Origin of the sequence: Colwellia sp. MB3u-8, assembly GCF_014076985.1 — a bacterium.
Classification (GTDB): Bacteria; Pseudomonadota; Gammaproteobacteria; order Enterobacterales; family Alteromonadaceae; genus Cognaticolwellia.
Genome location: NZ_JACGVA010000075.1, coordinates 1 through 3,457 on the forward strand (window position 1 = coordinate 1; position 3,457 = coordinate 3,457).

The 3,457-nt window shown below is 47.8% G+C and carries 2 rRNA genes; both read left to right on the forward strand.

Annotation, left to right across the window (positions count from 1 at the left end):
- The first annotated feature begins 269 nt into the window (after positions 1-269).
- Positions 270-3,163, forward strand: a 23S ribosomal RNA gene (locus tag H4J54_RS19195).
- A gap of 168 nt (positions 3,164-3,331) precedes the next feature.
- A 5S ribosomal RNA gene (rrf, locus tag H4J54_RS19200) occupies positions 3,332-3,446 on the forward strand.
- Positions 3,447-3,457: the final 11 nt, after the last annotated feature.

Here is a 3,457-nt window from a genome sequence, read left to right on the forward strand (position 1 = left end):
GACAAACACGGTGTCGCGCTGTTGTTTGTAAATTATAAATACCAAGCTGTTATTAATAGGAATATCGCCTATTAATGATGGTGATTACGGGTCCTCCTCGGAAACGTAATCAACCCGGTAGTTTATTCACTTTTAGTTTATCTATTAGTAATGAATTACCACTCTTATTCAAGACACACTTTGTGTGCGTGAAAATGTCAGACTTTACAATTGCGTCGGATTAGTCTCTGATGCGTACTAATGAGTCGAAAGACTACTTGGGGTTGTATGGTTAAGTGACTAAGCGTATGTGGTGGATGCCTTGGCAGTTAGAGGCGATGAAGGACGTGTTAATCTGCGAAAAGCTTTGGTGAGGTGATAAAAACCGTTATAGCCAAAGATATCCGAATGGGGAAACCCACCCAACGTAAGTTGGGTATCAACAAGTGAATACATAGCTTGTTGAGGCGAACCGGGAGAACTGAAACATCTAAGTACCCCGAGGAAAAGAAATCAACCGAGATTTCCTTAGTAGCGGCGAGCGAACGGGAATTAGCCCTTAAGTGGTTTGTAAGTTAGTGGAATCTACTGGAAAGTAGAGCGATACAGGGTGATAGCCCCGTACACGAAAATAAACTTATCATGAAATCGAGTAGGTCGGCACACGTGAAACGTTGACTGAACATGGGGGGACCATCCTCCAAGGCTAAATACTCCTAACTGACCGATAGTGAACCAGTACCGTGAGGGAAAGGCGAAAAGAACCCCTGTGAGGGGAGTGAAATAGAACCTGAAACCGCATACGTACAAGCAGTGAGAGCTAGATTTAGTCTAGTGATTGCGTACCTTTTGTATAATGGGTCAGCGACTTATATTCTGTAGCAAGGTTAACCGAATAGGGGAGCCGTAGCGAAAGCGAGTGTTAACTGCGCGTTTAGTTGCAGGGTATAGACCCGAAACCCGGCGATCTACCCATGGGCAGGTTGAAGGTTGAGTAACATCAACTGGAGGACCGAACACACGTATGTTGAAAAATGCGGTGATGACTTGTGGGTCGGAGTGAAAGGCTAATCAAGCCGGGAGATAGCTGGTTCTCCCCGAAATCTATTTAGGTAGAGCCTCGCACGAACACCATTGGGGGTAGAGCACTGTTAAGGCTAGGGGGTCATCCCGACTTACCAACCCTTTGCAAACTCCGAATACCAATGAGTGATATGCGGGAGACACACTACGGGTGCTAACGTCCGTTGTGAAGAGGGAAACAACCCAGACCGCCAGCTAAGGTCCCAAAGTACTAGTTAAGTGGGAAACGATGTGGAAAGGCATAGACAGCTAGGAGGTTGGCTTAGAAGCAGCCATCCTTTAAAGAAAGCGTAATAGCTCACTAGTCGAGTCGGTCTGCGCGGAAGATGTAACGGGGCTAAACTAGTCACCGAAGCTGCGGATTTGAACTTAGGTTCAAGTGGTAGGGGAGCGTTCTGTAAGCCGTTGAAGGTGTGTTGTAAAGCATGCTGGAGGTATCAGAAGTGCGAATGCTGACATGAGTAACGATAAGGGGAGTGAAAAACTCCCCCGCCGAAAGACCAAGGTTTCCTGTCCCATGTTAATCAGGGCAGGGTAAGTCGGCCCCTAAGGCGAGGCGGAAACGCGTAGTCGATGGGAAACAGATTAATATTTCTGTACTTCTATATATTGCGAAGGAGGGACGGAGTAGGCTAGGTGAGCACGGCGTTGGTAGTCCGTGTGAAAGTATGTAGGCGGTTATCTTAGGTAAATCCGGGATTTCATTTAAACGCTGAGATACGAGACGAGACTCTACGGAGTTGAAGTCATTGATGCCATGCTTCCAGGAAAAGCTTCTAAGCTTCAGATATATAGGAACCGTACCCCAAACCGACACAGGTGGTTAGGTAGAGAATACTAAGGCGCTTGAGAGAACTCGGGTGAAGGAACTAGGCAAAATAGTACCGTAACTTCGGGAGAAGGTACGCTCTCTAATGTGAATGACTTGCTCAGTAAGCATCGGAGAGTCGAAGTAACCAGGTGGCTGGAACTGTTTATTAAAAACACAGCACTGTGCAAAATCGAAAGATGACGTATACGGTGTGACGCCTGCCCGGTGCCGGAAGGTTAATTGATTGGGTTATCTTCGGAGAAGCTCATGATCGAAGCCCCGGTAAACGGCGGCCGTAACTATAACGGTCCTAAGGTAGCGAAATTCCTTGTCGGGTAAGTTCCGACCTGCACGAATGGCGTAATCATGGCCACACTGTCTCCACCCGAGACTCAGTGAAATTGAAATTGCGGTTAAGATGCCGTATACCCGCGGCTAGACGGAAAGACCCCGTGAACCTTTACTATAGCTTGACAGTGAACATTGCTCCTACATGTGTAGGATAGGTGGGAGACTATGAAACCATGTCGCTAGATGTGGTGGAGTCTACCTTGAAATACCACCCTTGTATGCGTGATGTTCTAACCTAGGGCCCTTATCGGGCTTGGGGACACTGTCTGGTGGGTAGTTTGACTGGGGCGGTCTCCTCCTAAAGAGTAACGGAGGAGCACGAAGGTTGGCTAAGTACGGTCGGACATCGTACGGTTAGTGCAATGGCATAAGCCAGCTTAACTGCGAGACAGACACGTCGAGCAGGTACGAAAGTAGGTCATAGTGATCCGGTGGTTCTGTATGGAAGGGCCATCGCTCAACGGATAAAAGGTACTCCGGGGATAACAGGCTGATACCGCCCAAGAGTTCATATCGACGGCGGTGTTTGGCACCTCGATGTCGGCTCATCACATCCTGGGGCTGAAGTCGGTCCCAAGGGTATGGCTGTTCGCCATTTAAAGTGGTACGCGAGCTGGGTTTAGAACGTCGTGAGACAGTTCGGTCCCTATCTGCCGTGGGCGTTTGAGAATTGAAGAGGGCTGCTCCTAGTACGAGAGGACCGGAGTGGACGAACCGCTGGTGTTCGGGTTGTTATGCCAATAGCATTGCCCGGTAGCTACGTTCGGAACTGATAACCGCTGAAAGCATCTAAGCGGGAAGCAGGCTTTGAGATGAGTTCTCACTGGAGCTTTAAGCTCCCTAAAGGGTCGTTGGAGACTACAACGTTGATAGGTTGGGTGTGTAAGGACTGCGAGGTCTTGAGCTAACCAATACTAATTACCCGTGAGGCTTAACCATACAACACCCAAGTAGTTTTGTGACTATTGAGTGTGTATGTAGTTTGACATAAGTGTAGGAATACACATCACGCATGACAATTGTGTGAATAAGAGACTAAACAACGTATTTATAAAAAGTAGAGTAGTGATACTTTACTGAACAGCTTTTTAGATTGTACCCTTTTTGTCTAGCGACAATAGCGACATGGCCCCACCTGATCCCATTCCGAACTCAGAAGTGAAACGTGTTAGCGCCGATGGTAGTGTGGGAGTTCCCATGTGAGAGTAGGACATTGCTAGGCTTCTATTTAGA